This window comes from Xanthomonas sp. NCPPB 2632 (genome assembly GCF_041228075.2).
GTDB lineage: Bacteria > Pseudomonadota > Gammaproteobacteria > Xanthomonadales > Rhodanobacteraceae > Luteibacter.
The window spans coordinates 1,559,166-1,586,075 of the sequence record NZ_CM192979.1 but is presented as its reverse complement, the minus strand read 5'-3'; the positions used below and the strand labels follow the sequence as shown (position 1 = coordinate 1,586,075).

General features: G+C 67.2%; 27 protein-coding genes and 1 tRNA gene. 8 read left to right on the top strand and 20 right to left on the bottom strand.

What is annotated here, in order from left to right; all coding sequences use genetic code 11:
• Positions 1-128 precede the first annotated feature (128 nt).
• On the bottom strand, positions 129-2,063 hold the full coding sequence (gene ftsH, locus AB8808_RS07200) for an ATP-dependent zinc metalloprotease FtsH (protein WP_369928016.1): 1,935 nt from the start codon (positions 2,061-2,063) through the stop codon (positions 129-131).
• The gene (rlmE, locus tag AB8808_RS07195; protein ID WP_369928014.1) at positions 2,060-2,710 is read right to left on the bottom strand and encodes a 23S rRNA (uridine(2552)-2'-O)-methyltransferase RlmE; all 651 of its coding nucleotides are present in this window, start codon (positions 2,708-2,710) and stop codon (positions 2,060-2,062) included. The genes ftsH and rlmE overlap by 4 nt, the downstream gene beginning before the upstream one ends.
• An 85-nt stretch (positions 2,711-2,795) precedes the next feature.
• Here rlmE and AB8808_RS07190 point away from each other — a divergent pair, with 85 nt between their 5' ends.
• Genes AB8808_RS07190 through panE form a run of 3 tightly spaced genes read left to right on the top strand, consistent with a single transcriptional unit; the run spans position 2,796 to position 4,422 of the window.
• On the top strand, positions 2,796-3,092 hold the full coding sequence (locus tag AB8808_RS07190; RefSeq protein ID WP_036112039.1) for a YhbY family RNA-binding protein: 297 nt from the start codon (positions 2,796-2,798) through the stop codon (positions 3,090-3,092).
• Between the two features lie 5 nt (positions 3,093-3,097).
• Entirely contained in the window at positions 3,098-3,475 is a 378-nt protein-coding gene (locus tag AB8808_RS07185; RefSeq protein WP_369928011.1) for an Mth938-like domain-containing protein, read from the top strand.
• A 5-nt stretch (positions 3,476-3,480) separates the two neighbouring features.
• Positions 3,481-4,422 carry a 2-dehydropantoate 2-reductase gene (panE, locus tag AB8808_RS07180; protein WP_369928009.1) on the top strand — a complete coding sequence of 314 codons (942 nt, stop codon included), beginning with the start codon at positions 3,481-3,483 and terminating at the stop codon, positions 4,420-4,422.
• A 105-nt stretch (positions 4,423-4,527) separates the two neighbouring features.
• On the opposite strand, the gene AB8808_RS07175 is transcribed toward panE, so the two are convergent.
• From AB8808_RS07175 to surE, 4 genes are read right to left on the bottom strand one after another with little or no spacing between them, the layout of a single operon-like run.
• Positions 4,528-5,577, bottom strand: coding sequence for a peptidoglycan DD-metalloendopeptidase family protein (locus tag AB8808_RS07175; protein WP_369928007.1), 1,050 nt, complete (start codon positions 5,575-5,577; stop codon positions 4,528-4,530).
• Between the two features lie 23 nt (positions 5,578-5,600).
• Entirely contained in the window at positions 5,601-6,209 is a 609-nt protein-coding gene (locus AB8808_RS07170) for a YqaA family protein (RefSeq protein WP_369928005.1), read from the bottom strand.
• A 29-nt stretch (positions 6,210-6,238) separates the two neighbouring features.
• A complete protein-coding gene (locus tag AB8808_RS07165; RefSeq protein ID WP_369928003.1) occupies positions 6,239-6,874 on the bottom strand; it encodes a protein-L-isoaspartate(D-aspartate) O-methyltransferase in 636 nt (211 codons plus the stop codon).
• 49 nt (positions 6,875-6,923) lie between these two features.
• A complete protein-coding gene (gene surE / locus AB8808_RS07160) occupies positions 6,924-7,706 on the bottom strand; it encodes a 5'/3'-nucleotidase SurE (RefSeq protein ID WP_369928001.1) in 783 nt (260 codons plus the stop codon).
• 117 nt (positions 7,707-7,823) lie between these two features.
• Between surE and AB8808_RS07155 the strand changes: the two genes are divergently transcribed.
• On the top strand, positions 7,824-8,366 hold the full coding sequence (locus tag AB8808_RS07155; protein WP_369927999.1) for a Smr/MutS family protein: 543 nt from the start codon (positions 7,824-7,826) through the stop codon (positions 8,364-8,366).
• A 3-nt stretch (positions 8,367-8,369) separates the two neighbouring features.
• Here AB8808_RS07155 and truD read toward each other — a convergent pair whose 3' ends face one another.
• From truD to pyrG, 8 genes are all read right to left on the bottom strand, one after another.
• A complete protein-coding gene (gene truD / locus AB8808_RS07150; RefSeq protein WP_369927997.1) occupies positions 8,370-9,401 on the bottom strand; it encodes a tRNA pseudouridine(13) synthase TruD in 1,032 nt (343 codons plus the stop codon).
• A 9-nt stretch (positions 9,402-9,410) separates the two neighbouring features.
• Positions 9,411-10,838, bottom strand: coding sequence for a magnesium transporter (gene mgtE, locus AB8808_RS07145; RefSeq protein WP_354516481.1), 1,428 nt, complete (start codon positions 10,836-10,838; stop codon positions 9,411-9,413).
• Positions 10,835-11,308 carry a 2-C-methyl-D-erythritol 2,4-cyclodiphosphate synthase gene (gene ispF / locus AB8808_RS07140; RefSeq protein WP_369931341.1) on the bottom strand — a complete coding sequence of 158 codons (474 nt, stop codon included), beginning with the start codon at positions 11,306-11,308 and terminating at the stop codon, positions 10,835-10,837. Before ispF ends, mgtE begins: the two co-directional genes overlap by 4 nt.
• Positions 11,308-11,997 carry a 2-C-methyl-D-erythritol 4-phosphate cytidylyltransferase gene (ispD, locus tag AB8808_RS07135; protein WP_369927994.1) on the bottom strand — a complete coding sequence of 230 codons (690 nt, stop codon included), beginning with the start codon at positions 11,995-11,997 and terminating at the stop codon, positions 11,308-11,310. Before ispD ends, ispF begins: the two co-directional genes overlap by 1 nt.
• Positions 11,997-12,329 carry a cell division protein FtsB gene (gene ftsB, locus AB8808_RS07130; RefSeq protein WP_036144740.1) on the bottom strand — a complete coding sequence of 111 codons (333 nt, stop codon included), beginning with the start codon at positions 12,327-12,329 and terminating at the stop codon, positions 11,997-11,999. The genes ispD and ftsB overlap by 1 nt, the downstream gene beginning before the upstream one ends.
• 22 nt (positions 12,330-12,351) lie before the next feature.
• The gene (gene eno, locus AB8808_RS07125) at positions 12,352-13,650 is read right to left on the bottom strand and encodes a phosphopyruvate hydratase (RefSeq protein ID WP_369927992.1); all 1,299 of its coding nucleotides are present in this window, start codon (positions 13,648-13,650) and stop codon (positions 12,352-12,354) included.
• A gap of 116 nt (positions 13,651-13,766) precedes the next feature.
• On the bottom strand, positions 13,767-14,597 hold the full coding sequence (gene kdsA, locus AB8808_RS07120) for a 3-deoxy-8-phosphooctulonate synthase (protein WP_285401160.1): 831 nt from the start codon (positions 14,595-14,597) through the stop codon (positions 13,767-13,769).
• On the bottom strand, positions 14,594-16,273 hold the full coding sequence (gene pyrG / locus AB8808_RS07115) for a CTP synthase (protein WP_369927989.1): 1,680 nt from the start codon (positions 16,271-16,273) through the stop codon (positions 14,594-14,596). The genes kdsA and pyrG overlap by 4 nt, the downstream gene beginning before the upstream one ends.
• 104 nt (positions 16,274-16,377) lie before the next feature.
• On the opposite strand from pyrG, the gene AB8808_RS07110 reads away from it, so the two are divergent.
• The gene (locus AB8808_RS07110; RefSeq protein WP_369927987.1) at positions 16,378-18,177 is read left to right on the top strand and encodes a M24 family metallopeptidase; all 1,800 of its coding nucleotides are present in this window, start codon (positions 16,378-16,380) and stop codon (positions 18,175-18,177) included.
• A 170-nt stretch (positions 18,178-18,347) separates the two neighbouring features.
• Positions 18,348-20,237: a DNA topoisomerase IV subunit B gene (gene parE / locus AB8808_RS07105; protein WP_369927984.1), complete on the top strand. Its 1,890-nt coding sequence runs from the start codon at positions 18,348-18,350 to the stop codon at positions 20,235-20,237.
• Positions 20,238-20,326: 89 nt separating this feature from the next.
• On the opposite strand, the gene pgi is transcribed toward parE, so the two are convergent.
• The 6 genes from pgi to pcnB all read right to left on the bottom strand — a co-directional run bounded on the left by pgi (position 20,327) and on the right by pcnB (position 26,165).
• Positions 20,327-21,961 carry a glucose-6-phosphate isomerase gene (pgi, locus tag AB8808_RS07100; RefSeq protein ID WP_369927982.1) on the bottom strand — a complete coding sequence of 545 codons (1,635 nt, stop codon included), beginning with the start codon at positions 21,959-21,961 and terminating at the stop codon, positions 20,327-20,329.
• A 118-nt stretch (positions 21,962-22,079) separates the two neighbouring features.
• Positions 22,080-22,460, bottom strand: a complete 381-nt coding sequence (panD, locus tag AB8808_RS07095) for an aspartate 1-decarboxylase (RefSeq protein ID WP_036142722.1) — start codon at positions 22,458-22,460, stop codon at positions 22,080-22,082.
• Between the two features lie 138 nt (positions 22,461-22,598).
• Positions 22,599-23,444 carry a pantoate--beta-alanine ligase gene (gene panC / locus AB8808_RS07090; RefSeq protein WP_036142725.1) on the bottom strand — a complete coding sequence of 282 codons (846 nt, stop codon included), beginning with the start codon at positions 23,442-23,444 and terminating at the stop codon, positions 22,599-22,601.
• Between the two features lie 9 nt (positions 23,445-23,453).
• Positions 23,454-24,218 (bottom strand): 3-methyl-2-oxobutanoate hydroxymethyltransferase, encoded by a 765-nt coding sequence (panB, locus tag AB8808_RS07085; protein ID WP_506193268.1) that lies wholly within the window; start codon positions 24,216-24,218, stop codon positions 23,454-23,456.
• Between the two features lie 118 nt (positions 24,219-24,336).
• The gene (folK, locus tag AB8808_RS07080) at positions 24,337-24,834 is read right to left on the bottom strand and encodes a 2-amino-4-hydroxy-6-hydroxymethyldihydropteridine diphosphokinase (RefSeq protein WP_369927975.1); all 498 of its coding nucleotides are present in this window, start codon (positions 24,832-24,834) and stop codon (positions 24,337-24,339) included.
• The gene (gene pcnB / locus AB8808_RS07075; protein ID WP_369927973.1) at positions 24,831-26,165 is read right to left on the bottom strand and encodes a polynucleotide adenylyltransferase PcnB; all 1,335 of its coding nucleotides are present in this window, start codon (positions 26,163-26,165) and stop codon (positions 24,831-24,833) included. The genes folK and pcnB overlap by 4 nt, the downstream gene beginning before the upstream one ends.
• A 210-nt stretch (positions 26,166-26,375) precedes the next feature.
• Here pcnB and AB8808_RS07070 point away from each other — a divergent pair.
• Positions 26,376-26,451, top strand: a tRNA-Glu gene (locus AB8808_RS07070).
• Positions 26,452-26,482: 31 nt separating this feature from the next.
• Complete coding sequence (gene fdxA, locus AB8808_RS07065) at positions 26,483-26,806, top strand: ferredoxin FdxA (protein WP_036144742.1); 324 nt, start codon at positions 26,483-26,485, stop codon at positions 26,804-26,806.
• Positions 26,807-26,910: the final 104 nt, after the last annotated feature.

The window sequence follows — 26,910 nt, the reverse complement described above, 5'->3', positions numbered from 1 at the left end:
AACTATTTTCGTAACCGGATAACGCAACGTTCAATTAGCCGTCCGAATGGGCCTTCGCACGCATGCGAAACCTGGCCGCCGGCCCGACCTTCGATACGCGAAGGCGGCCCGGAGGCCGCCTTCTTCGATCAGATCTGCGTGGCCGGATTGCCGACCTTGTCCGGCGCCGCACCGGCGTCACCGCGCGGCGGAGGCGGCGGGGGCGTGGAGCCCGGCTTCTGCCAGTCGGCCGGAGGACCCGGCTCGCGACCGTTCATGATGTCGTCGATCTGCCGTGCATCGATGGTTTCGTACAACAACAGGGCCTCGGCCATGATGTGCAGCTTGTCGATGTTGCTCGTCAGCAGCTCCTTGCTGCGCGCGTAGGCGCGATCGAGGATGGTGCGCACCACCTCGTCGATCTTGCGCGCGGTCTCGTTGGAGACGCTCTTGTGCTGCGTCACCGAGCGACCGATGAAGACCTCGTCCTCTTCCTCGCCGTACATGACCGGACCCAGTTCGTCCGAAAGGCCCCACTTGGTCGCCATGTTGCGCGCCATCTTCGTGGCCCGCTCGATGTCGTTGGACGCGCCCGTCGTGATCTTGTCATGGCCGAAGATCACTTCCTCCGCCACCCGACCGCCATACAGCGAACACAGCTGCGATTCGATCGCCACCTTGTTGAGGCTGTACCGATCGCCCTCGGGCAGGTACATGGTGACGCCGAGCGCACGGCCGCGCGGGATGATGGTGACCTTGTAGACGGGATCGTGCTCGGGCACCAGGCGACCGATGATGGCGTGGCCGGCCTCGTGATAGGCGGTGAGCTTCTTTTCCTCGTCGTTCATGGCCATGGAGCGGCGCTCCGCACCCATGAGGATCTTGTCGCGGGCACGATCCAGGTGGCTCATGCGCACTTCGCGGGCGTTCTCCCGGGCGGCGAACAACGCGGCCTCGTTGACGAGGTTGGCAAGGTCAGCGCCGGAGAAACCGGGCGTACCGCGCGCGATGACCATGGCCTCGACGTCGGTGGCCGTGGGCACCTTGCGCATGTGCACCTTGAGGATCTGCTCGCGACCCTTGACGTCGGGCAGGCCGACGACCACCTGGCGGTCGAAGCGACCCGGACGCAGCAGCGCGGGATCGAGCACGTCCGGACGGTTGGTGGCGGCGATGACGATGATGCCTTCGGTACCCTCGAAGCCGTCCATCTCGACCAGCAGCTGGTTGAGGGTCTGCTCGCGCTCGTCGTGACCGCCACCCATGCCGGCGCCACGATGGCGGCCGACGGCGTCGATCTCGTCGATGAAGATGATGCAGGGGGCGTGCTTCTTGGCCTGCTCGAACATGTCACGGACACGGCTGGCGCCGACACCGACGAACATTTCGACGAAGTCCGAACCGGAGATCGAGAAGAACGGCACCTTGGCTTCGCCGGCGATGGCCTTGGCCAGCAGCGTCTTGCCGGTACCCGGAGGACCGACCATCAGCACGCCGCGGGGGATCTTGCCGCCGAGCTTCTGGAACTTGCCGGGATCACGCAGGAACTCGACCAGTTCGCCGACTTCCTCCTTCGCCTCGTCGCAGCCCGCGACGTCGCTGAAGTTGACCTTGACCTGGTCTTCGCCCTGCAGCTTGGCGCGCGAACGCCCGAAGCTCATGGCGCCGCGACCGCCGGAGCCGGCCTGCATCTGGCGCATGAACCAGATCAGCACGGCCACGAAGATGATGATGGGCAGCCAGTTGAAGACCAGGCCGAGCAGCGAGAAGCCGTTGTCGGCGGGCTCCTGGCGAAGCTCGACACCCTTGTCGCGCATCTGCTTGACCAGATCGCTGGAGGAAAGGCCGACCACGGGGACCACCGTGCGGTACGCCCCACCGTCTTTCAGCTTGCCCGTGATGGTGGGCGGTGCCGTGGAGGTGATGGTGCCGCTGGCGACGTTCCCGTTATCCACCTGCTGGGCGAACGTCGTGTAGGACATGTCCTGCGACGAACCGCTGTGCGGGTTGAAGGTCTGGAACACGGTCAGGAGGACCACCGCGATGATCAGCCAGAGCAACAGATTTTTTGCCATCTCATTCATGCGCGGTTCTCGCCTGGTTGCCGGGACGCGGATTTGAGCCCGGTCGCCAGTGCATACACCTCCGGCGAACGTGCGCGGGAGGCTTTCGGTTTACGCATCGTCACGCGACTGAAGTCAGCGCGCAAGGTCTTGAGGTACTCGTCGAATCCCACGCCCTGGAACAGCTTCACCAGGAACGACCCTCCCGGCTTGAGCCAGTCGAGACTGAACTGCCGGGCCAGGTCGCAAAGGTCCATCGCGCGGATCTGGTCGGCCAGTGCCACACCGGACATATTGGGGGCCATGTCCGAGAGGACAAGATCGACCTTGCGGCCTTCGAGCATGGTTTCCAGCTCGCGAAGCACCGTTTCCTCGCGGAAATCGCCCTGCATGAAGTCCACGCCGGCCAGGCTGGCCATGGGCAGGATGTCCAGGGCGATGACCGTGCCGGTGTCGCCCATGCGCTGGCGGGCCAGCTGTGACCAGCCGCCGGGAGCGGCCCCGAGGTCGACCACGGTCATGCCGGGCTTGATCAGGCGGTCGCGCTCGATCAGTTCCTCCAGCTTGTAGATGGCGCGCGAACGGGCACCCTCGGCCTGAGCCTTCTTGACGTAGGGATCGTCGAAGTGCTCTTTCAGCCAACGGGAGCTGGTCTTGCTGCGTGCCATGGGCTTTTGACCGGATACTTAATAAGGAGCAGGCCTTGCATGATACCCTTTGCCACCTGTCCGCCGCACATCGAACCTGAACGCAATGTCGCTTTCCCCTACACAGCGCCGCTACCTCCGCAGCCTCGCCCACGATCTCCGACCGGTCATCCTGCTCGGTAACAAGGGCGCGACCGAGGCCGTGGCGAAGGAACTGGCCCAGGCCCTTGATATCCACGAGCTGGTCAAGGTCAAGCTTTCCGGCGGCGACAAGGACGAGCGCCAGGCCCAGATCGCCTTCCTGTCCGGCCAGACCGGTGCCGAGAACGTCCAGGAAATCGGCCACATCGTCGTCCTGTTCCGTCGAAACGAGCAGGATCCGAAGCTCGCCCTGCCCCGGTAACCACCATGGACCTGTCGTTCGAACACCCGGGTGAGTACCTCTTCGTCCGCCGCGTGGGCGCCGATACGGTCACCATCGTCGATCGCGATTTCCATCGCAGCCTGCTGCTCACACCGGAACAGGTGGTCGAGGACTGGGCCGTCACCGATGCCGGCCAGCTGTCGGCCGACGATGTGGCGACGTTCGTGGCCCTGGCGCCGGAACTGGTGCTGCTGGGTACCGGCGAGCGCCAGGTGTTCCCGCCGGCCGCCTTCATGGCCGGCCTGCTGAAGAAGGGCATCGGCGTGGAGGCCATGACCAACGGCTCCGCCGCGCGCACCTACAGCCTGCTGGCCGGTGAGGGTCGCAAGGTCCTGGCCGCCTTCATCCTGCCCGCGGGCTGATTGCCATGCGCTGGCTCGTCCTCGGTGCGGGCGGGACCGGCGGCTACTTCGGGGGCCGGCTGGCCGAGTCCGGTGCGGACGTCACCTTCCTGGTCCGCCCCGAGCGGGAAGCCGCGCTGGCCGCTCGCGGTCTCACCATTCGCAGTCCTTTCGGCGACGCCACGCTGCCCGTGCGAACCACCACGGCGGCGACCGTCGGCGACGCCGGCGCCTTCGACGTCGTGCTGCTGTCCTGCAAGGCCTACGACCTGCACTCGGCGATCGAAGCCATCGATCCTGCGGTGGGCGAACGGACGGTCATCCTGCCGATCCTCAACGGGCTGGCGCATTACCCCGCGCTGGAGAGCCGCTTCGGGCCGGACCAGGTGCTGGGCGGCCTGTGCTTCATCAGCGCGACCAAAGGCCCCGAGGGCGAGATCCTCCACCTGGGCAGCGGCGCTTCGGTGACCTTTGGCGAACGCGACGGCCACCCGCACGACGGCCGTTGTGTGGCCATCGCCCAGGCCTTCGCCGCGGCGGGCGTCGATCATGCCCACGCGAGCGATATCCAGCGCGCCCTCTGGGCCAAGTTCACCTTCATCACCACCCTCGCCGGCGCCACTTGCCTGTTTCGCGCCGCCGTCGGCGACATCCTCGCCACGAACGACGGCGGCGAGTTGATGGGCCGCCTGTACGAGGAATGCCTGGCGGTAGCGCGCGCCGCCGGCCAGCCGGTGCCCGACGCGGCACGCTCGGTGGCGTGGAAAACCTTCACGCAGGAAGGGTCGCCGGTCACCGCCTCCATGCTGCGCGATCTCGAATCGGGCCAACGCGTCGAGGCGGATCATCTGGTCGGCGACATGCTGCGGCGGGCACGCGAGGCGGGTGTGGCCGCGCCGATGCTCGAGGTGGCGTACGCCCACCTCCAGGCCTTCGAAGCCCGCACCCTAAAACACCACGCCTCCTAACGCCGCGCGGCCGCCCGCGTTGCTCCAACACCCCGGCACACCCTGATCGCGCACATCGTGCGCTCCTACAACCGCCATTGGATCCGGGCGCGCGTGGCGCGGGGATTATTTCTGCGGCAGGTATTGCAGGGGGTCGACGGGGTTGCCGTCGCGGCGGATCTGGAATTGCAGCTCGTCGCGGGTGGCGCCGGAGGAACCCATCTCGGCCACCGACTGACCGGCTTTCACCTTCTCGCCTTCCTTGACCAGTCGCTTGCGGTTGTGGCCGTAGGCGGAGAGGAAGCTGTCGCTGTGCTTGATGATGACCAGCTCGCCGTAGCCGACCAGCCCGTTGCCGCTGTAGACAACCACGCCATCCGCGGCGGCGCGCACGGGGTCGCCGGCCTTGCCGGCGACTTCGATGCCGGGAATGGCGTCGCCCGAGGCGAACTTCTTGATCAGCGTGCCATCCGCCGGCCAGCGCCAGTTGATGCCGCCGGCGCTGCGGGTGGCGCCGCTGGCGACGATGGGCGTGGCGGCCGGCGGGTTTTCCACCGGCGCCGGCGCGGTGGCCGGGGCGGTCGGCGGTGGCACGACCGATTCGGCCGGCTTGCCGGCGACGACGACCGGGGTGTTGGTGGTGGTCGCGGGGGCCGGCACGGAAGACGCGGCCGTGGCGGCGGCGGCACCCACCGGCGGCAGGGGTGGCGCGGTAGCGGGCGACACCGTACCGGGAGGCACCGCGGCAGGCGGCGCGGAGGCCACCGGCATACCGGCGGACGGCGCTACATGAGCCGGATGACCGGCGGGCGGCGGTACTGCGGCGATCACCGGTGCCGTGGCATGGGCCGGTGCCGGCTTGGCGCCGTCATGGCCCGGCGGCGACAGGCGCAGGTCCTGCCCGGGCCAGATGGTGAACGGCGAGGCGATGTTGTTCCAGCCGGCCAGGTCGCGGAAATCGACCTTGTTGCGGAAGGCGATGCTGTAGAGCGTGTCGCCCTTCACCACCCGGTAGCTGCCGCCGGGTGGGGGCGGCGGCGACGGCGCGTTCGACGACGACGAGGTATAGCTGCCCGGCGCGCGCGTCACCACGACGGAACTGGTGGGCGTGCAGGCGGAAAGGACCACGGCCATGCCGAGCACGACGGCCGGGGCCAGCGGACGGATCATGGACATCGCGGATTTCCTTTCTCGGTCGTTCATCGCAACAGGAACCACCACAAGGCCAGGAGGACGACGGCCACGATAACAGCCCAGCCTATCCACTCGATGTGTTTACGGAGCATCTTTTCGGCACGCTCGCCGAAGATACGGATGAGCAGGGCCAGCAGCCACACGCGCTTGCCGCGTCCGACCAGCATGCAGACCAGGAACGGCAGCAGCGGCACGCCGACGATGCCCGACGCCCAGGTGACGAACTTCATCGGCACCACGGGCTGCAGCGCCGCCATCGCCAGCACGATGTAGAGCCCGAACGAATGCGAGGCCATGTCCTTCTGCAGGTTTTCCACGCCGCGCATGATCGGCGCCAGCAGGTGCATGGAATCGAGCATCGGCTTCAGCGCCTCGAAGGCGAAGTGGCCCAGCATGTAGCCGACCAGCGACCCGAGCAGCGAGAACAGCAGGCTCCAGTTCGCGTAACGAAACGCCTTGCGCGGCTCGGCCAGCATCATCGGCGCCAGCATCACCTCGGGCATCACCGGGAAGATGAAGGCCTCGACGAAGGACAGCCCCGCCAGGTAGCGAACGGCGTGACGATGACGCGCCCAGACGATGGCGCGTTCGTAAAGCGACGAAAACATCCGCATTCAGCGGTTTCCCTTATGGTGTGACGGCATCAGCCGATGCCGCCGAGCAGCGGCACGAAACTCACGGGCCCCAGTTCCTCGCGGACCACCGTGCCGTCGTCGCCCTTGCGCAGCCGCACCAGCAACTGCTGGCTCGGGCCGCCCACGGGGGCCACCAGCACGCCGCCCGGCCGCAGCTGGTCGAGCAGTTTGGTCGGCACGCGGTCGCCCGCGGCGGTCAGGATGATGGCGTCGAACGGTGCGTCGGATGCCCAGCCCAGCTTGCCGTCGTCGTGACGGGAACGGAGGTTCTCGATGCCCAGCTGGCGGAAACGGCGGCGCGCCTGGCGCAGCAATTCCTCGATGCGCTCCACGGTGTACACCGTGGGCACGATGCCCGCGAGTACGGCGGCCTGGTAGCCGGAGCCGGTACCGATCTCGAGGACGCGCTCGGGCACCTCGCGCTCGATCAGTGCTTCGGTCATGCGTGCGACGATCCACGGCTGCGAGATGGTCTGCCCGTGGCCGATCGGCAGCGCGGTGTTTTCGTAGGCGCGCGAATGCAGCGCCTGGTCGATGAAATGATGGCGCGGCAACTGACGGATGACCTCCAGCACGCGATCGTCGCGAATGCCCTCCTCGACCAGCTTGGTCACGAGGCGATCCCGTGCGCGCTGGGAAGTCATGCCTTCGCCGCGCAGGGCCGAGGCTGGAAGAGCGTGCAGGTTCACCACGTCAGGCGGCCTCCTCGCTGTCCATCGCCGAGGAAAGCGCCAGCATCCAGCTGCTGACTTTTTCCAGCGCCTGGAAGCGCGTGAGGTCGGTGTGGATCGGCGTGACCGACACATAGCCACGGCGCACCGCGTCGAAATCCGTGCCGGGGCCGGCGTCGTCGATCTCGCCCGGCGGGCCGATCCACCACAGGGGGCGACCGCGCGGGTCCTCGGTGCGGATGGCCGGCGCGGCGCGATGACGACGCCCCAGGCGGGTGACCTCGAAACCGCGGATCGCCTCCCATGGGAGGTCGGGCACGTTGACGTTGAGGATGGTGTCGGCCGGCAGGGGATCGACGATCAGGCGCTGCATCAGCATGAGCACGGCGCTGGCGGCCGAGTCGAAATGACGGCCCGTGCCCTCGCCCGTGACCAGCGAGACCGCAATGGCCGGCAGACCGAGGAACCGGCCTTCCATCGCCGCCGACACCGTGCCGGAATAGATGACGTCGTCGCCCAGGTTGGCGACGTTGTTGATGCCGGACACGACGATGTCGGTGGTGTGCTCTAGCAGGCCGGACAAGGCGAGATGCACGCAGTCGGTGGGCGTGCCGGCCACGCGATGGAAGCCGTTATCCATGCGCTGCGCACGGATGGGCGCATCGAGGGTGAGCGAGTTGCTCGCCCCCGACCGGTCGCGGTCCGGGGCCACCACCGTGACCGTGCCGAACTCGCCCAGACGCTCGGCGAGAATCCGGATACCCGGAGCCTCCACGCCGTCGTCGTTGCTCACCAGAACTTGCATGCTGATCCAGATCGAAAAACGGGTGTGGCGACCCCACCCGTGGTGGCGATCGCCCGACCCGGTAAGTCTACCGGACCGGGCAGCGGGATTCACGAAAGGCCAGCTAGGATGTCGGACATGAAGCGACGCGCGCCTACGGTCAATGACGACGACAGCCTGCTGTTTCGCCAGGCGATCGGCGACGTTCGGCCCATGGCGCCCGTGGAAACCCGACCGGAGCGCCCGCGGCCGGCACCCCACCCGCACATGCGCGACGCCGACGAAGCCGCCGTCCCGGCGGATTCCCTGCTGTTCGACTACGACCCGGCCGAGCTGGAGGTGGGCGAAGAGCTGTTCTACCTGCGCGACGGCTATCCGCCCAAGCTGCTGAAGCAGCTCAAGCGCGGTCAGTTCAGCATCCAGGCCGAGGTGGACCTGCACCAGATGAACGTCGCCGCCGCGCAACTGAGCATCGCCGACTTCCTCGCCGAATGCCGGCACGACGGCCTGCGCTGCGTTCGGATCATCCACGGCAAGGGCCTGCGCTCGAAAGCCGCCGGCCCCGTCCTGAAAGGGCTGACCGACCGGCTGCTGCGTCGTCGCGACGACGTGGTCGCGTTCGCCTCCGCCCGGCCGATGCAGGGCGGCACCGGCGCGGTGGTGGTCCTGCTCAAGGGCTGACGCTCAGCGGGCCAGTTCGCGCAGCACCGTGGTGGCGTAGGCACCGGCCGGCAGGCCGAACGAGACTTCCAGCGCACGGCCTTCGGCGCCGCCGTCGTCATCCAGCCAGCGCCATGCCAGGTCGCGCGGCAACAGGCGCAGCGCGCGCCGCTCTTGGTCCATGCGTACACCGGAAAGGCCCTTGGCCAGGTCTGCGTCGCGCGCGGCCACCGATCGCTCCAGTTCGCCCGCCGCTTCGGCGGCCGGCGTGTCGCCATCGCCCCACAACGGACCGGATGGATGGATGTCGAAACGGCCCAGGCGTTCGGCCAGCGTGTCGTTGAACGGCTCGGGCCCGAACCAGGAACGTGAGCCTTCCAGCGACCAGATCTCGCCGTCCAGCGGTGTGTCCCACTGCCCGCTACGCACGCGTTCGGCCAGCACGCCGTTGTAGATGTGCGAGCGCGCGGCGGAAAGGAGGATGGAGCGTTTGTCGCGATCCACGCGGCGGCCGGCGAACATCGCCCGGGCCTGATCCACGTTGTTGCCGCCCAGGCCGAAACGTTGCTCGCCGAAGTAGTTGGGCACGCCGCGTGCCGCGATGGCGTGCAGGCGTTCCTCGGCGGCGTCACGCTCGCCTTCCACCTCACGCAGCACGATCACGAAGCGGTTGCCTCGCAGTGCGCCCCGCTTGATCTTGCGCGAATGGCGCGCGGCGGAAACGATGGTCACGTCCTCCCCCGGAAACGCCGACCAGTCCGGATCGGCCTTGCCCGGCAGGTGCGCGGTAAACACCTGGCGTGTGACCGCGTGGCGGTCCTTCATCCCGGCGTAGCCGACGTTCATCGCCTGGATGCCGGCGAACCTGGCCAGCTCACGCGCTACCCATTCGGTGTTCTGGCCGCGTTTTTCCACCAGCAGGAACGCGTGTTCGCCCGCGCCGTCGGCTTCGTAACCGAGGATTTCCTCGACGAAGAAGTCCTCGGCACGGGAACGCAGGCGTCCACGCAGGGGCGGTTCGCCGAAGGCGAAGGGAAGTTCGTTGGAGTCGTTCATATCGGGCCTTCAGAGCAGGAAAATCGTCGCCAGCCCCAGGAAAATGAAAAAACCGCCGCTGTCGGTCACGGCCGTGATCAGCACGCTGGAGCCCAGCGCGGGATCGCGACCCATACGGGTCATGAGCATCGGAATGCCCACACCCATGAAAGCGGCAAGAAGAAGGTTGAGCGTCATCGCGGAGGTCATCACCAGCCCCAGCGACACGCTGCCGTAGAGCAACCAGGCCACCACGCCGATGCAGCCACCCCAGACCAGGCCGTTGATCAGGGACACGCCCAGTTCCTTGCGCCACAGGCGCTTGGCCTGCGAGGGCCCTACCTGTTCCAGCGCCATGGCGCGAACGATCATGGTGATGGTCTGGTTGCCGGAGTTGCCGCCGATGCCGGCCACGATGGGCATCAGCGCCGCCAGCGCGACCAGCTTCTCGATGGAGTGCTCGAAAAGGCCGATGACCCGCGACGCGATGAACGCGGTGACGAGGTTCACGGCCAGCCACGCCCAGCGGTTGCGTACCGATTTCCACACCGAGGCGAAGATGTCCTCTTCCTCGCGCAGGCCGCCGCGCGACAGTGCCTCGGTTTCGCTTTCCTCGCGGAGGAAGTCGAGCATGGCGTCCACCGCGATGCGACCGATCAGCCGCTGCTGGTGATCGATCACCGGCGCGGTGACCAGATCGTAGCGTTCGAAGGCCTGGGCGACGTCGTAGGCGTCGTCTTCCGGGCGGAACGTATTGACGTCGGGCGCCATGATCTCGTGGACCATGCGGTCCGGCGAATTCACCAACAGCCAGTGCAGCGGCAGCACGCCGGTCAGCACGTTGCCTGCGTTGACCACGAACAGCTTGTCGGTCTGCGCGGGCAGTTCGTCGAAACGCCGCAGGTAGCGCAGCACCACCTCGAGGCTGATGTCCTCGCGGATGGTGACCATGTCGAAATCCATCAGCGCGCCGACCTGGTCGTCCTCGTAGGACATGGCGGCCTGCACGCGCTCGCGCTCCTGCGCGTCCAGGCTGGCCATCAGCTCGGGTAGCACTTCGGTCGGCAGGTCGTCGACCAGGTCGGCCAGTTCGTCCGCGTCCAGCGGCTCGACCGCCGCGAGGATCTCGCTGTCGTCCATGTCCGCGATCAGCGTTTCGCGCACCGAATCGGAGACTTCCAACAGGATCTCGCCGTCGCGGTCCGAACGGACGCGCTGCCAGACCGCCAGGCGATCTTCCAGCGGCAGCGATTCCAGCACGTCGGCCAGGTCGGCCGGATGCAGCTCGTCCAGGCGCGCCTGGAGTTCCGCGTCGGCGGTCCCGATGGCGGCACCGTCATCGTCCGGTGCCGCGCCCGCGTGCGCGAGCAGGTCTTCGCGCCGCCGCAGCAACCCCGTGATCGCCTCCAGCCGGTCGTGCAGGCGGGGCGTCGAGGTGCGCGACTCGGTCTCGCTCACGTAGGCAGCACCAGCACGGTGGCCAGTGCCGCAATGCCCTCACGCCGACCGGTGAAGCCCAGCGTCTCGGTGGTGGTGGCCTTGATGCTGATGCGGTCGATATCCACGCCCAGGTCGTCGGCGATCGTGTCGCGCATGGCCTGTGCATGGGGCCCCACCTTGGGCGACTCGCAGATCACCGTCAGGTCGGCATTGCCGAGCCGGTAGCCACGTTCGGCGAGCATGTCGCGCACCGCACGGACGAAGCTGCGGCTGTCGGCCCCACGCCAGCGCTCGTCCGATGGTGGAAAATGCTTGCCGATGTCGCCCAGCGCCAGGGCGCCGAGCAGTGCGTCGCACAGGGCGTGCAGCACCACGTCGCCGTCCGAGTGCGCCAGCACGCCCTGCCCGTGCGGCACGCGCACGCCACCCAGCATCACGTGGTCGCCATCGCCGAACGCGTGGACGTCGAAACCCTGGCCGATCCGCATCATCGAGTCCTCTGCAGCAGGAATTCCGCAAGCGCGAAGTCGGCCGGCGTCGTCACCTTGATATTGTCTTCCGCACCTTCGACCAGCCGTGGCGATACGCCCACGCGCTCCATGGCCATCGCTTCGTCGCTGACCACGATACCCGCGTCGGCGGCAAGGCGAAGTGCATGGGCCAGCGCGCCGCGACGGAACATCTGCGGCGTGAAGGCGCGCCAGCGGCCCTCCCGTGGTTCGGTGCCCGCGCTGTGGCCGGTGGCATCCGCCCGTTTCAGCGTGTCGCGCAGCGGCGCCCCGAGCAGACCGCCCTCACCTTCTGCGGCCAGATCGATCAGCCGTGTGATGTCGGCGGCACGCACGCACGGCCGCGCCGCGTCGTGCACCAGTACGAAGTCGTCGCCACCCACCGAGGCGGGCAGGGCCATGAGCCCGGCCAGCACGGAATCGCTACGCTCACCGCCGCCCGTGGTCACCACCAGCGGCTTGCCGCCCACGGTGTCCACGGAAGCGAAGTGCCGATCGTCCGCGGCGATGACCACCACCAGACCGGCGATGCGGGGATGCGCGGCCAGCCTCTCCAGCGTGTGATCCAGCAGCGGCCGCCCCGCGATGGACTGGTATTGCTTGGGACGATCGCCGCCGGCCCGGACGCCCTTGCCGGCGGCGGGAAGCACGCACCACAACGCGTCCATCACTGCCCGCCGGGCGGGGCGACGGGCGGCGGGGGCGGGGGTGCGCTGACCGCGGCCCCCGGTTCCACCACCTGGTAGAAGGTTTCACCCGGCTTGACCAGGCCCAGTTCCTGGCGCGCGCGCGCCTCGGTGGCCTGTTCGCCGTGTTTCAGGTCTTCCACGTCCGCGGCCAGGGCCTGGTTGCGCTTTTGCAGGGCGGCGTTGTCTGCCGTCTGCTGGGCCACCGAGGCGCGCAATGAATCGACCTCGGCCATGCCCCCACCGCCGACCCACAGCTTCAGCTGCAGCGCGATGAGGATGATGACGAGGATCAGGCCGATCCAGCGCAGGATTGCCGCGTTGCTCAAGCCCGGGTCAGCCCGGCAGCTTGGAGAGGCTGGGGAATGCGTTGCGGCCGGCGTAGCTGGCCTTGGCGCCCAGGGCTTCCTCGATGCGCAGCAGCTGGTTGTACTTGGCCACGCGATCGGTGCGGCAGAGCGAGCCGGTCTTGATCTGCGTCGCGGTGGTGGCCACGGCGATGTCGGAGATCGTGGTGTCTTCGGTTTCGCCCGAGCGGTGCGACACGATGGCGGCGTACTTCGCACGATGGGCCATGTCGATGGCTTCGAGCGTCTCGGACAGCGTGCCGATCTGGTTGACCTTGATCAGGATGGCGTTGGCGATCTTCTTGTCGATGCCTTCCTGGAAGATCTTCGGGTTGGTCACGAAGAGATCGTCGCCGACCAGCTGGATACCTTCGCCGATGGCCTGGGTGAGGTGCGCCCAGCCGGTCCAGTCGCCTTCGCCCATGCCGTCCTCGATGGTGACGATGGGGTACTGCTTCGACCACGAGGCCAGCGTGTCGACCCATTGTTCCGGCGTGAACACCTTGCCCTCGCCTTCCAGGTCGTACTTGCCGTCCTTGAAGAACTCCGAGCTGGCCACGTCCAGGCCGAGCAGGATCTCGCTGCCCACCTTGAAGCCCGTTTTGTTCACCGCCTCGAGGATGGTGTCCAGCGCCTCGACGTTGGACTTGAGGTTGGGCGCGAAGCCGCCCTCGTCACCCACCGACGTGTTGAGCCCGCGACCCTTCAGCACCGATTTCAGCGCGTGGAAGATCTCGGCGCCGTAGCGCAGGGCCTCGGCGAAGCTGGGCGCGCCCACGGGCAGCACCATGAACTCCTGCACGTCGACGTTGTTGTCCGCATGCGCGCCGCCGTTGATGATGTTCATCATCGGCACCGGCAGCGTGCCGCCACCGTCCACCATCAGGTACTGCCACAGCGCCTGCTTCTTCGAGGTGGCCGCGGCGTGCGCAGCGGCCATGGAAACACCCAGCAGCGCGTTGGCGCCGAGCTTGCCCTTGTTGTCGGTGCCGTCCAGCGCGATCAGCCTGGCGTCCAGGCCCTTCTGGTCGAGCGCGTCGTAGCCGGCCAGCGCCTTGGCGATCTCGCCGTTGACGTTGTCCACGGCCTTGCGCACGCCCTTGCCGCCGTAACGGCTCTTGTCGCCGTCGCGCAGTTCCACGGCCTCACGCGTGCCGGTGGAGGCACCGCTGGGTACCGCCGCACGGCCGAACGAGCCGTCGGCCAGGGTGACTTCGGCTTCGAGGGTCGGGTTGCCGCGGGAATCGAGGATTTCGCGGGCGTGGATCGTGGTGATCGAAGTGCTCATGCTGTTCCCGTTACGAGGTGAATGACTTCAGGACGATAACGGACAGCATAAGGCCAGCCGTATCGATCAGGACGAATGCGTTGCGTCGGCGCCGGGGATACCCCGGCGCATGCGCATCAGGCGTGGTTGGCGAAACCGCGGCGCTTGACGGCGCCGTCCAGTTCCATGAGCGTCTCGAGCAGTTCTTCCATCTGGTCGAGCGGCCACGCGTTGGGACCGTCGCTCAGCGCCTTGGACGGATCCGGGTGGGTTTCCGCGAACAGGCCGGCCACGCCGACGGCGACGGCGGCACGCGCCAGCACGGGCACGAACTCGCGCTGACCGCCCGACGTGGTGCCCTGCCCGCCCGGCAACTGCACCGAATGCGTGGCGTCGAACACCACCGGGCAGTTCGTCTCGCGCATGACCGCGAGCGAGCGCATGTCGGACACCAGGTTGTTGTAGCCGAAGCTGGCGCCGCGCTCGCACACCAGGATGTCGTGGTTGCCCACGTCGAACGCCTTCTGTACGACGTTTTTCATGTCCCAGGGGGCGAGGAACTGGCCCTTCTTGATGTTGACCGGCTTGCCGGCTTTCGCGACGTTCTGGATGAAGTCGGTCTGGCGGCAGAGGAAGGCCGGGGTTTGCAGCACGTCGACCACGGCGGCCACCTCGTTCATCGGGGTGTACTCGTGCACGTCTGTGATGACCGGCACGCCGATCTGGCGCTTCACGGCCTCCAGCACCTTGAGGCCTTCTTCCACGCCGGGGCCGCGGAAGCTGCCGCCGGACGAGCGGTTGGCCTTGTCGAAACTGGACTTGAAGATGAAGTTGATGCCGAGACGCCCCGTGATCTCCTTGAGCTTGCCGGCGACATCCAGCTGGAGTTGCATCGACTCGATGACACAGGGGCCGGCGATCAGGAACAGCGGCTGGTCGAGGCCAGCATCGAAACCACAAAGCTTCATGCGGCGGACTCCTCGGAACGGGTGGCAAGCCTTTCGCCTTCGCGCACGGCCTTGTATTCGCGGGCGGCGCGGACGAAGCCGATGAACAGCGGATGGCCTTCGCGCGGGGTGGAGGTGAATTCCGGATGCGCCTGGCAGCCCAGGAACCACGGATGCACATGGCGCGGCAGCTCGATGATCTCGACCAGCAGGTCGTCCATGGACTTGCCCGAGATCACCATGCCCAGGTCTTCGAACGACTGGCGATAGCGGTTGTTGAACTCGTAACGGTGGCGATGGCGCTCGCGCACCACGTCTTCGCCGTACAGCTCGCGGGCCAGCGTGCCGGCCTTGAGGCGGCATTCCTGTGCACCCAGGCGCATGGTGCCGCCGAGGTCGGAGCGCTCGCTGCGGGTTTCCGTCTCGCCGGTGGCGGTCGTCCACTCGGTGATCAGCCCGATCACCGGATCGGGCGTGTTGCGGTCGTTCTCGCTCGAGTCGGCCTGCGTAAGTCCCGCCGTGTTGCGGGCGAATTCGACCACGGCGGCATGCATGCCGTAGCAGATGCCGAAGTACGGCACGCCCGTCTCGCGGGCGAACTGCGCGGCGAGGATCTTGCCCTCGAAACCGCGCTTGCCGAAGCCGCCGGGCACCAGGATGGCATCCGCGTCGCCCAGAACCGTGCGCGCGCCGCGGGCCTCGACATCTTCGGAATCCACCCAGTTGAGGTTGACCCGCGTGGTCTGGTTGATGCCGCCATGACGCAGCGCCTCGGCCAGCGACTTGTAGGCGTCCTTGTGCTCGACGTACTTGCCGACGATGGCGACGTTGATCTCGTCGCGCGGGTGTTCAACCGCTTCCACCGTGCGCACCCAGCTGGAGAGGTCGGCCGGGCCGGCATCCAGCCCGAGCCGCTTGATGACCAGGTCGTCCAGGCCCTGTTCGTGCAGCCACATGGGCAGCTTGTAGATGACGTCGACATCGATGGTGCTGATGACGGCGTTCTTGGGCACGTTGGTGAACAGCGCGATCTTGTGGCGCTCCGCGTCCGGAAGGGGTTCTTCGCAACGGCACAGCAGCACGTCGGCCTGGATGCCGATGGAGCGCAGTTCCTTCACCGAATGCTGGGTGGGCTTGGTCTTGATCTCGCCGGCGGCCTTGATATACGGCACGAGGGTGAGGTGCACGAACATGCACTTCTCCGCGCCGTGCTCGATGCGCAGCTGGCGGATGGCCTCGAGGAAGGGCAGCGATTCGATGTCGCCCACGGTGCCGCCCACCTCGACCAGCGCCACGTCGTAGCCGCGGGTGGCCTCGTGGATGGAGTGCTTGATCTCGTCGGTGATGTGCGGGATGACCTGCACGGTGGCACCGAGGTAGTCGCCGCGGCGCTCCTTGCGGATCACCGATTCGTAGATCTTGCCGGCGGTGATGGAGTTCTTGCCGGTGAGACGGGTGCGGACGAAGCGCTCGTAGTGGCCCAGGTCGAGGTCGGTCTCGGCACCGTCGTCGGTGACGTAGACCTCGCCGTGCTGGAAGGGACTCATGGTGCCCGGGTCCACGTTGATGTACGGGTCGAGCTTCATCATGGTGACGGAGAGACCCCGCGCCTCGAGAATGGACGCGAGCGACGCCGCTGCGATGCCCTTCCCGAGGGAAGACACCACACCGCCGGTGACGAAAATCAGGGGAGTCATGCGAGCAGCCAGTGCTGGAAACCGGTATTTTACCCAAGTGCGCCCCCACTCGCGAGGGGCACGATGAACGTGCCGTGCAGCCGCCTTGGCTTTACCATGGCGAAATGACCGACACGCCCATCCCCGCCCGTCTCCAGGCCCTGCGCGCCGCCATGGCCCGCGCAGGCATCGCCGCCGTCGTCGTGCCCACGGCCGACCCCCACCTGTCCGAGTACCTACCCCCGCGCTGGCAGGCCCGGGAGTGGTTTTCCGGCTTCACCGGGTCGTCCGGCACCCTGGTGGTCACCGCCAGCGGTGGCGGCGTATGGACCGATTCCCGGTATTTCTCCCAGGCGGAGGCCGAACTGGCCGGCAGCGGCCTGCCCCTGATGAAACTGAACGTGGCGCACACGCCTGAGCATGTCGGCTGGCTGGCCGGGCAGGTCGGCGAAGGCGATACCGTGGCCGTGGCGGGTGACAGCCTGTCGCTGGCGGGCGCCGAAGGGCTGGCCAAGCGGCTGGCGGCGGTCGGTGCCACCCTGCGCACCGACCTCGACCTGCCTGCCGCCGCCTGGCCGGACCGCCCAAGCCGGCCCGACGCGCCGGTTTTCGCCCACCTGGCCCCGTTCGCCGCCGTCGACCGCGCCGACAAGTTCCGCCATGTGCGCACGGCCATGCGTCGTGCGGGTGCCACGCATCACTTCGTCTCCAGCCTGGACGACATCGCCTGGCTAACCAACCTGCGTGGCGCCGACGTCGACTACAACCCGGTGTTCCTGGCCCACCTGCTGGTGGCGGACGACCGGGCCACGCTGTTCGTCGACGCGGCCAAGGTGCCTGCGGATGCCAGGGCGGCGCTGGCCGCCGACGGCATCGTCCTCGCCGATTACGCCACCGCCGCGTCCGCGCTGGCCGCCCTCCCCGAAGACGCCGTGCTGCTGATCGATCCGGCCAGGGTGGTCGTCGCGCTGCTGGAAGGCCTGCCCTCGTCCGTCAGGCAGGTGCGTGCCGCCGCGCCCTCCACGGCGCAGAAGGCCCGCAAGACACCGGAGGAGCTGGACCACATCCGCGACGTCATGCGCCGCGACGGGGCCGCCCTGGCCCGTGCCTTCCGCCGCATCGAAACCGGCCTGCTGGCCGGCGAGCCGCTCACGGAGCTGGACGTCGACACGATCGTGGGGGACGCGCGGGCGGCACAAACCGGATTCGTCGGCGAAAGCTTCTCTACCATCGCCGGCTACCAGGCCAACGGCGCTCTCCCCCACTACCGCGCCACCGAAGCGCAGTTCAGTCCGCTGGCGGCGAAAGGCCTGCTGCTGATCGATTCCGGCGGCCAGTACCTGGGCGGCACCACGGACATCACCCGCGTACTGGCGCTGGGCCCGGTCACCGACGAGCAGCGCCGGGACTCGACCCTGGTACTCAAGGGCATGATCGGCCTGTCCCGCGCCCGCTTCCCCAAGGGCGCCAGCGGCCCGCAGCTGGACGCGCTGGCCCGGGCGCCGCTGTGGGCGGCCGGCATGGACTTCGGCCACGGCACCGGCCACGGCGTGGGCTATTTCCTCAACGTGCACGAGGGGCCGCACGGTATCCGCCCACCGGTGGCCGGCGGCGCGCTGGTGCCGCTGGAAACCGGGATGATCACCTCGATCGAGCCCGGCCTCTACAAACCCGGCCGTTATGGCATCCGCCACGAGAACCTGGCCGTGGTGACCCAGGCCGACAGCACGGAGTTCGGTGATTTCTTCGCCTTCGAGACGCTGACCCTGTGCCCGTTCGATCGTCGGGCGCTGGAGCCGCGCCTGCTGGAGCCCTCCGAGCGCGCCTGGCTGGACGACTATCACGCCACCGTACGGGCGGCGCTGTCACCGTTGCTGGAGGGTGAGGATCGGGCGTGGCTGGAGTGGCATTGCGCGCCGGTTTGATCGAACCGGGAACGCGCAACGCCCTCCGTAGGAGCGCACGATGTGCGCGATGGTGGTACCGCGGGATGACGGCTTCGCCGCTCCGTTGGCTTTTCGCGCACATCGTGCGCTCCTACCTTGACCGTGTAGCGGGGCTATTCCATGCTGGGCGGCTACTAAGGTGATACCTGATGAATACTCGTTATAACGCCTCCGACATCGAAGTCCTCAGCGGTCTTGACCCGGTCAAGCGCCGTCCGGGCATGTATACGGACACCTCCCGGCCGAACCACCTGGCGCAGGAGGTGATCGACAACTCGGTGGACGAGGCCCTGGCGGGCCATGCGAAGTCCATCGAGGTGACCGTCTTCAACGACGGCTCGGTAGAAGTCACCGACGACGGCCGCGGCATGCCGGTGGATATCCACCCGGAAGAAAAGGTCCCCGGTATCGAGCTGATCCTCACGCGGCTCCATGCGGGCGGCAAGTTCTCCAACAAGAACTATGCTTTCTCGGGCGGCCTGCACGGCGTGGGCGTCTCCGTGGTCAACGCCCTTTCCCATCGCGTGGATGTCACCATCCGCCGGGACGGCCAGGAATACCGCATGAGCTTCGCCGACGGCGACCGGGCCAGCGAACTGGAAGTCATCGGCACGGTGCCGAAGAAGAAGACCGGCACCACGCTGCGTTTCTGGCCGGACGCGAAGTACTTCGATACGCCGAAGATCCTGGTCTCCAAGCTCAAGCACCTGCTGCGCGCGAAGGCCGTGCTTTGCGCCGGCCTCACCGTGCGCCTGCACGACGAGGCCTCCGGCGAAACCACCGAGTGGTACTTCGAGGACGGCCTGCCCGATTACCTGCGCGGCGAGTTGCAGGGCGCCGAGGCGCTGCCCCCGCAGCTGTTCGTCAAGCATTTCTCGCGCGAGACCGATGCGCTGGACGTCGCCCTGGCCTGGCTGCCGGAAGGCGACCTGGTGCAGGAAAGCTACGTCAACCTCATTCCCACCGCCCAGGGCGGCACGCACGTCAACGGCCTGCGCTCGGGCCTGACCAACGCCATCCGCGAGTTCTGCGACCTGCGCAACCTGCTGCCGCGTGGCGTGAAGCTGGCGCCGGAAGACGTGTGGGAGCGCCTGGCCTTCGTGCTCAGCGTGAAGCTGCAGGACGCCCAGTTCGCCGGCCAGACCAAGGAGCGTCTGTCGTCGCGCGCTGCCGCCGGCATCGTCGAGGGTGTGGTGCACGACGCTTTCAGCCTGTGGCTGAACCAGCACGTGGACCTGGGCGAGAAGATCGCCCAGCTCGCCATCGAACGTGCCAGCGCGCGCCTCAAGGCAGCCAAGCAGGTGGTCCGCAAGAAGATCACATCCGGCCCCGCCCTGCCCGGCAAGCTGGCCGACTGCGCGTCCACCGACCTCACCCGTACCGAGATCTTCCTGGTCGAGGGCGACTCGGCCGGCGGCTCGGCCAAGCAGGCGCGCGACAAGGACTTCCAGGCGATCCTGCCGCTGCGCGGCAAGATCCTCAACACCTGGGAAGTCGAGTCCACCGCCGTGCTCGCCTCGCAGGAAGTGCACGACCTGGCCGTGGCCATCGGTTGCGACCCCGGCAAGGACGACCTCTCCGGCCTGCGCTACGGCAAGGTGGTGATCCTGGCCGATGCGGACTCCGACGGCCTGCACATCGCCACCCTGCTTTCCGCGCTGTTCCTGCGTCACTTCCCCAGCCTGGTCATCGAGGGCCACGTGTTCGTCGCCATGCCGCCGCTGTTCCGCGTCGACGTGGGCAAGCAGGTGTTCTACTGCCTCGACGAGGAAGAAAAGCGCCTGATGCTGGAAAAGGTCGAACGCGAGAAGATGAAGGGGGCCGTCAGCGTCACGCGCTTCAAGGGCCTTGGCGAGATGAACCCGGCGCAGTTGCGCGAGTCCACCGTGCATCCGGACACCCGCCGCCTCGTCCAGCTGACCATCGACGCCGACGACGGCACCGCCAAGCTGATGGACATGCTGCTGGCCAAGAAGCGCTCGGGCGATCGCAAGCAGTGGCTGGAAGAAAAGGGCGACCTGGCGACGCTGGAAGTCTGATCGCCGCCAGGTCGCCGCATAAACTGGATTGACAACGAAAAACCCGGCGAATCGCCGGGTTTTTCGTTACACATGCCCCGACGCGTCGCTCAGCGGCGGTCGCGGATGGCCGTGATCAACGCACGGGTCGCTCCATCGAACTGCGACAGATCACCGGCATCCTTGTCGTTGCTCAGCGAGGGATAAATCTGCTTGGCGATGACCTTGCCCAGCTCGACGCCCCACTGGTCGAATGCGTTGATCCCCCACAGGTGACCAAGCAGGAAAACCTTGTGCTCGTACAGCGCGATCAGCGCACCCAGCGAGTGCGGCGTGAGCGAGTCGAGCATGAACACGGTGCTGGGGCGATCGCCCTTGAAGGTGCGCTGTGCCGCAAGGGCGCGACGCTCGTCCTCGGTGCCGGTGTTCGCTTCGGCCAGGGCTTCTTCGAACGTCTTGCCCAGGGACAACGCGGCGGCCTGCGCCAGCAGGTTGGCGGTCAGCACGTCCTGGTTTTCGCGCAGCGGATGCGCCGGCTTGACCAGTCCGATGAATTCCAGCGGGACCACATCCGTGCCCTGGTGCAATGCCTGGAAATAGGCATGCTGCGCATTCGTGCCAATGCTGCCCCAGACGACCGGGACGGTCTTGCCCGCCACTTCGCTGCCGTCGGACGGATGCACGTGCTTGCCGAGGCTTTCCATCTCCAGCTGCTGGAGGTAGGACGGAAGGTCGGCGAGCGAGTCCACGTAAGGGATCACGGCGCGACTGGTGGTACCGAGGACGTTACGATTCCATACCTCGGCGATGGCCAGCAGGACCGGAAGGTTGTCCTTCCATTCCGCCGTGCGGAAGTGATCGTCCGCTTCCGCGGCACCGGCCAGGAGGTCACGGAAACCGTTCATGCCGATGGCGAACGCGATCGACGCGCCCACCGCCGACCACAACGAGTAGCGGCCGCCCACGTAATCCCACATCGGCAGCACCTGCGAGGCGCCCCACTTGTGCACGGCCTCGTCGTTGGAACTCACGGCGACGAAGTGCTTCGACGTCTTCGCCTCGTCGCCGCCGTTGGCCTTGAGTATCCACTGGCGGAACACGCCGCCGTTCAGCAGGGTCTCCTGCGTGTTGAAGCTCTTGGAAACCAGGATCACCAGCGTGTGGGCAGGATCGAGCTTCTTCATCAGGTCGTAGGCGGCCTGCCCGTCGACGTTGGTGAGGAAGTGGCTGCGGATACCGTCGACATGGAACTGCTCGAGGGCGTGCACGGCCAGGCGCGGACCGAGATCCGAACCACCGATACCGATGTTGACCACGTCGGTGACGCCGTGGATCAGGCCGACCGACTCGCCTTCGCCCTTGTGCACGGCGTTGACCAGCTTCTCCATCTTGTCCAGTGCGTCGGCGACCTCCTTGCGGACATCGGCCGGTGCCGCGGGGTGACGCGAGGCACCGCCACGCAGGGCCGTATGCAGCACCGCGCGGTCTTCGGACGTGTTGATGTGCTTGCCTTCGAACATCGCGTCGCGCGCGGCTTTCCAGCCGGTGCTTTCGATGTATTCGCCGACGGCGTCCAGCGCCGCCACGTCGAGCTTCTGGCGGGAGGCGTCGAGGAGAATGGGGCCCATGCGCCGACGCAGGCGCTCACCGCGGGTATCGTCCTGGACGAGTTCGCGTAGCGTGGTCTTGGCGAGGCGGGAGGCGTGCTCCTCGAACGAGGGCAGGCGGGATTGCTTTGAGTCCATGGCTTCCACTTGGCTGCAACGGAAAGGGGGAACCCCGATCTTACCGCAGTGCAGCGTGGGCGGATTGTGTGGATGTGTTACAGGCGCCGCCGCAGGATCGTGCGACGACGCCCAGGCTTCACGCGGCCTGCTTGGGGATCGAGTGGTTGGTGTGCGTGATGCGGTTGTGCGCATCGACGTAGACCAGGTCGGGCTTGTACTTGGCCATTTCGGCCTCGGACAGGCTGGCGAACGCGGCGACGATCACCAGGTCGCCCACGGAGACGCGACGCGCGGCGCTACCGTTGACCGACAGGATGCCCGAGCCCTCGTCCGCGCGCAGCGCGTAGGTGACGAAGCGCTCGCCGTTGCTGATGTTCCAGGCATGGATCTGCTCGTACTCGCGGATACCCGCGGCGTCGAGCAGGTTGCCGTCGATGGCGATCGAACCTTCGTAGTTCAGCTCGGCGTGAGTCACCGTGGCGCGGTGGATCTTGCACTTGAGCATGTTGAGCTGCATGGCGGTCTCTGGGGGGATGAGTGGCTGCAAAACGCCCATTCTAACGGAGGGTGACCCATCCGTCGCGTGGGCTTCCTCTGTCGGAGCGCTTTATGGGGGACCGCGCGCGGAAACGCAAGTCCCCGTTTGTGAAAGGAATCAGTCGAGGGCGAGGTTATCGATCAGGCGCGTGCCGCCCAGGCGGGCGGCGACCAGGGCGACCAGGCCCTCGCGTTGCTCCGGCGCCGGCTCGGCCAGGTCGTCGGCGCGCCGGATGGCCACGTAGTCGGGCACGAAGCCGGCCCGTTCCAGACGCGCACTGGCGGCCTGCTCCAGCGCCTGCCAGCTGTGCCCCTGGGCGAACAGGTCCTTCATCTGGACCAGGGTGGCGTGGATCTGCGGGGCCCGTGCCCGCTCCTGCGGCGACAGGTACTGGTTGCGCGAACTCAAGGCCAGGCCATCGTCGTCGCGCAGCGTGGGTGCGGCCATGACCTTCACCGACAACGAGAGGTCGGCGACCATGCGCTCGATCACCTTCAGCTGCTGGAAATCCTTCTGGCCGAACACCGCCAGGTCGGGCTGGACCAGGCTGAACAGCTTGGCCACCACCGTCGCCACGCCGTCGAAATGCCCTGGGCGATGCGCACCTTCCAGCGTATCGGTGATGACCGGCACATGGATGCTCACGCTGGCGCCCGCACCGAACGGATAGAGCGTCGATACATCCGGCGCGAACAGCACATCGCAGCCCGCCTCGGCCAGGCCGGCCTGGTCCTGGGCGAGCGTGCGCGGATAGCGCTCGAAATCCTCGCCCGGTCCGAACTGGGTCGGGTTGACGAACACGCTGGCGACGACGCGGTCGGCACGGGCGCGCGCCAGCTTCAGCAGCGAGTGATGGCCCGCGTGGAGATTGCCCATGGTGGGCACGAAGCCGACGTTCTGGCCGGCGGAGCGCCAGCCGCGTACGGTGGCGCGGAGCGCGGCGGCATCGGTAACGGTCTGCATCGGGTGTCCTCAGGTAAAGCTGTGTTCGGCGCCGGGAAAGCGCCCTTCGCGCACGTCGGCGACGTAGGCGGCGATGGCTCCCTGGATGGAATCGCGTCCGGCAAGAAAATCCTTGGAAAACTTGGGCCGTTTGCCTGGCGTGAGGCCGAGCAGGTCGTACACCACCAGCACCTGGCCGTCGCAATCCACCCCCGCACCGATGCCGATAACCGGAATAGTCAGCGCCTCGGTGATCCGCTTCGCCAGCGCCGACGGTACGCATTCCAGCACCAGCAGGTCGGCACCGGCGGCTTCCACCGCCTGCGCGTCGGCCAGCAGCTTGTCGGCGGCTTCCCGGGTCTTGCCCTGCACCTTGTAGCCACCGAAGCGGTTGACCGACTGGGGCGTGAGGCCGAGATGGCTGCACACGGGGATATCGCGTTCCGCCAGTGCCGAGATGATGGCACAGACCCTACCGGCCCCTTCGATCTTGACCATGGCCGCACCGCCCTGCCCGACCAGCCGCGTGGCGGCATCCATCGCGGTGTCGATGTCGCGATCGCTCATGAAGGGAAGGTCGGCGACCAGCAGCGTCGCAGCCAGTCCGCGGGCAGCGGCGGCCGTGTGGTAAACCATCTCGTCGACGGTCACCGGCAGCGTGCTGGAGCGCCCCTGCACCACCATGCCCAGCGAATCGCCCACGAGGGCCACATCCACCCCGGCGCTTTCAAGCTGCGCGGCGAAGCTGGCATCGTAGGCGGTGAGCATCACAATCTTCCGACCTTCGGCTTTCATCGCGTTCAGGCCCGGCACGGTCACCGGCTTGCGTGCCGGCGCACTCGTTTTTTCGACGTACACGCTGTTCTCGTCTTGCCGCGGGAAAGGGGGGATTGTCCGCCCAGGCGGGGCGAAGTCAAGGAACCGCCCGTGGAAGGGCGCGACACCCCGAGGCATCGACGGCCTCGAGCAAATCGGACACGCGGCCCAGCCCGGGCAGTACGGACTCGGATGCGATATCCGCCAGCGGCAGCAGGACGAAGGCCCGCTCCGCCATGCGTGGGTGGGGCACGGTCAGTCGATCGTCGGCGATCGTGGCATCACCGAACGCCAGCAGGTCCAGATCCAGGGTGCGCGGGCCCCATCGCTCGCCCTGGCGCACGCGGCCGAAGGCCTCTTCGACCGAAAGCAGCGTGTCCAGCAAGGCATGGGGCGTGAGCGTCGTCGAGACGGAGATCGCCGCGTTGATGAAGTGCGGCTGGTCCAGTTGTCCCCACGGCGGCGTGCTGAACAACCGCGATCGCCCGGTGACGCGCAGGCCAGGCGCCGCGTCCAGTGCAGCGATGGCGGCGTGCAGCCGGGTGCGGACGTCGCCGAGGTTGCCGCCCAGGCCGATGAAGGCCGTGGCGCTCACGCGTCGCCCGAGCCACCCTTGCCGCGCCCGGTGGGCTTGCGCCGCCGACGACGCTTGCGGGCCGGTGCGCCCGACGACGCGGCGGGTTCGTGCGCCGGCACGCCACCGCCACCCAGGGCCGCGGCGAGCATTTCCGGCGGAAGTTGCTGGGCGTGCGCCCACCACTCACCGAGTTCGCGCATGCCCTCGGATTCATAGGCACGCAGGAGCAGGAAATCGAAGGCCGCACGGAAGCGCGGATGCGACATCAGGCGGAACACCCGCTTGCGATGGATCTGCTCGAAACGCGGCTGCAACGACCAGATTTCTTCCATGGTGAGCGTAAAACGACGCGGGATGGCCACGCGCTGGCATTGCTCGCCGACCACGCGCACGGCGGCATGCTGCCAGGCTTCGTTGGCGTCGTAGCCCTGCGCGATCCAGCCATGGGCCTGGTCGCGCACCTCGCCCCACAACAGCACGGCATAAAGGAAGGCGGGGGTAACCGATTTTCCCTCGGCGATGCGGGCGTCGGTATTGGCCAGCCCCTGCTCGACCAGCGAACGCAAGGCGTTGTCGCCCCGCTCCAGCGCGCGCGCCGTGGCCGGGAACAGGAACTTCAGCAGACCGCAGCCCTCGAGCATCTTGAAGCTCTTCAGGCCGTGGCCGCCCAGGAACATCTTCAGCGATTCGTCGAACAGGCGCGCCGGCGCGGCTTCGGTCAGCAGGTTGCCCAGCGTGGCGAATGGCGCGGCGGCGGCGGCGTCGATGGTGAAGTCGAGTTTGGCCGCCAGGCGGGCGGCCCGCAGCATGCGGACCGGATCCTCCCGGTAGCGCAACTCGGGGTCGCCGATCAGGCGCATGCTGCGATCGTCCAGGTCCTGCATGCCGCCGACGAAATCGCGCACGCTGAAATCGGCGATGTCGTAATACAGCGCATTGACCCGGAAATCGCGCCGGATGGCGTCTTCCTCGATCGTGCCCCAGATGTTGTCGCGAACGATCCGGCCGTCGACGATATGACGATCGCCCTCGCCGCCCTCCTCGCCCGTACCGCGGAACGTGGCTACCTCGATGATCTCGGGGCCGAACACGACATGGGCCAGGCGGAAGCGTCGGCCGATCAGGCGGCAGTTGCGAAACAGCCCCTTGACCTCGTCGGGCGTGGCGTCGGTGGCCACGTCGAAGTCCTTGGGGTGGCCGCCCAGCAGCAGGTCGCGCACGGCGCCGCCGACCAGGAACGCCGCGAAGCCCGCGTCGTGGAGTCGGTAAAGCACGCGCAGGGCGGCCTTGCTGATGTTCTTGCGGGAAATGGCGTGCTGGTCGCGCGGAATGACGCGAAGCTTCGGCACGACCTCATTCCTGGTTTCGGGATTCAAGCGGTCTTGGTCCTGGCGAACGCGTCCGCGTCCGAGCAAGTGGCTGCCCCCACCGGCAACCGGTGTCGGGATGAATGGGTCAAATGTAACGAATTAGACCCCGTCCGACGAGCGGGCTAGAAAATCGTTGCCGACAGCCGGAATTTGGCTATACTAGCGCGCTTCGTACCCCGAGTACGACCCGCTCCCTTCGTCTAGTGGTCTAGGACACGGCCCTCTCAAGGCTGGAACACGAGTTCGAACCTCGTAGGGAGCACCACTTTTCCTTTTTCGGTGCTCAACCCGTCCGCATGACCTTTGTCGTTACCGACAACTGCATCAAGTGCAAGTACACGGACTGCGTCGAAGTGTGCCCGGTGGATGCGTTCCACGAGGGCCCGAACTTCCTGGTCATCAATCCGGACGAGTGCATCGACTGCACCCTCTGCGAGCCGGAATGCCCGATCAACGCCATCTATCCCGAGGACGATGTCCCCGCGGGCCAGGAGGCGTTCGTCAAGCTCAATGCCGAACTCGCGAAAGAGTGGAAGGTGATCACCGAGCGCAAGGACGGCCTCCCCGACGCGAAGGACTGGGAAGGCAAGCCGGGCAAGATCGATCTTATCGAGCGCTGAGCCTTCCCGTTGCGGACGATCAACGCGTTGTGCTCGTGGAACGACGCGACTCCTGAATGAAAAACGCCGCCTCGAGGGCGGCGTTTTCGTTGGCGCGCAGCGTG

Bases quoted from the DNA above. Each gene is read 5' to 3' on its own strand.
- panE (WP_369928009.1), top strand. From the start codon at position 3,481: ATGCGCTGGCTCGTCCTCGGTGCGGGCGGGACCGGCGGCTACTTCGGG.
- eno (WP_369927992.1), bottom strand. From the start codon at position 13,650: ATGAGCACTTCGATCACCACGATCCACGCCCGCGAAATCCTCGATTCC.
- ispF (WP_369931341.1), bottom strand. From the start codon at position 11,308: ATGCGGATCGGCCAGGGTTTCGACGTCCACGCGTTCGGCGATGGCGAC.
- AB8808_RS07190 (WP_036112039.1), top strand. From the start codon at position 2,796: ATGTCGCTTTCCCCTACACAGCGCCGCTACCTCCGCAGCCTCGCCCAC.
- AB8808_RS07170 (WP_369928005.1), bottom strand. From the start codon at position 6,209: ATGCGGATGTTTTCGTCGCTTTACGAACGCGCCATCGTCTGGGCGCGT.
- panD (WP_036142722.1), bottom strand. From the start codon at position 22,460: ATGCAGCTCAACATGCTCAAGTGCAAGATCCACCGCGCCACGGTGACT.
- panC (WP_036142725.1), bottom strand. From the start codon at position 23,444: ATGCAGACCGTTACCGATGCCGCCGCGCTCCGCGCCACCGTACGCGGC.
- ftsH (WP_369928016.1), bottom strand. From the start codon at position 2,063: ATGAATGAGATGGCAAAAAATCTGTTGCTCTGGCTGATCATCGCGGTG.
- AB8808_RS07155 (WP_369927999.1), top strand. From the start codon at position 7,824: ATGAAGCGACGCGCGCCTACGGTCAATGACGACGACAGCCTGCTGTTT.
- ispD (WP_369927994.1), bottom strand. From the start codon at position 11,997: ATGGACGCGTTGTGGTGCGTGCTTCCCGCCGCCGGCAAGGGCGTCCGG.
- truD (WP_369927997.1), bottom strand. From the start codon at position 9,401: ATGAACGACTCCAACGAACTTCCCTTCGCCTTCGGCGAACCGCCCCTG.
- fdxA (WP_036144742.1), top strand. From the start codon at position 26,483: ATGACCTTTGTCGTTACCGACAACTGCATCAAGTGCAAGTACACGGAC.
- pgi (WP_369927982.1), bottom strand. From the start codon at position 21,961: ATGGACTCAAAGCAATCCCGCCTGCCCTCGTTCGAGGAGCACGCCTCC.
- pyrG (WP_369927989.1), bottom strand. From the start codon at position 16,273: ATGACTCCCCTGATTTTCGTCACCGGCGGTGTGGTGTCTTCCCTCGGG.
- parE (WP_369927984.1), top strand. From the start codon at position 18,348: ATGAATACTCGTTATAACGCCTCCGACATCGAAGTCCTCAGCGGTCTT.
- AB8808_RS07175 (WP_369928007.1), bottom strand. From the start codon at position 5,577: ATGTCCATGATCCGTCCGCTGGCCCCGGCCGTCGTGCTCGGCATGGCC.
- AB8808_RS07185 (WP_369928011.1), top strand. From the start codon at position 3,098: ATGGACCTGTCGTTCGAACACCCGGGTGAGTACCTCTTCGTCCGCCGC.
- rlmE (WP_369928014.1), bottom strand. From the start codon at position 2,710: ATGGCACGCAGCAAGACCAGCTCCCGTTGGCTGAAAGAGCACTTCGAC.
- surE (WP_369928001.1), bottom strand. From the start codon at position 7,706: ATGCAAGTTCTGGTGAGCAACGACGACGGCGTGGAGGCTCCGGGTATC.
- AB8808_RS07165 (WP_369928003.1), bottom strand. From the start codon at position 6,874: ATGACTTCCCAGCGCGCACGGGATCGCCTCGTGACCAAGCTGGTCGAG.
- panB (WP_506193268.1), bottom strand. From the start codon at position 24,218: ATGAAAGCCGAAGGTCGGAAGATTGTGATGCTCACCGCCTACGATGCC.
- kdsA (WP_285401160.1), bottom strand. From the start codon at position 14,597: ATGAAGCTTTGTGGTTTCGATGCTGGCCTCGACCAGCCGCTGTTCCTG.
- AB8808_RS07110 (WP_369927987.1), top strand. From the start codon at position 16,378: ATGACCGACACGCCCATCCCCGCCCGTCTCCAGGCCCTGCGCGCCGCC.